Below are 347 nucleotides of genomic sequence, written 5' to 3' on the forward strand. Positions count from 1 at the left end.
TTCTGCCTGTCTCGTGGGCTCGGAGATGTGTATAAGAGACAGCTGTCACACGCCGGCCTCCGACGAATCCAGGTCAGCTTCGACGGACACCGTGCCGACCACGACCGGGCGCGCGTCGACCACAAGGGTAGCGGCACCTATGACCGCATTCTTCGAAACATCACCCAAGCGTCCCAGGCCAGCGGCATGAAGTGGCAGTTCAGAGTAAATGTCTCCCACCGCAACCTCAAAGGACTAGACAGGCTAATAGAGGACCTATCCAGTCTTCCCTTGCGGCAACCAGCCGACTTGGACCTCGCTCTCATCGACGATGTCGGCGTTGGATACGACAACGATCTGTCCTATGG

General features: G+C 58.2%; 1 pseudogene. It reads left to right on the forward strand.

Features of this window, described 5'->3' with window-relative positions:
- Positions 1 to 27 precede the first annotated feature (27 nt).
- Positions 28 to 347 (forward strand): annotated as a pseudogene (locus IH50_RS43070) (radical SAM protein); the annotation flags it as partial.

Origin of the sequence: Streptomyces sp. NRRL S-37, assembly GCF_000721605.1 — a bacterium.
Classification (GTDB): Bacteria; Actinomycetota; Actinomycetes; order Streptomycetales; family Streptomycetaceae; genus Streptomyces.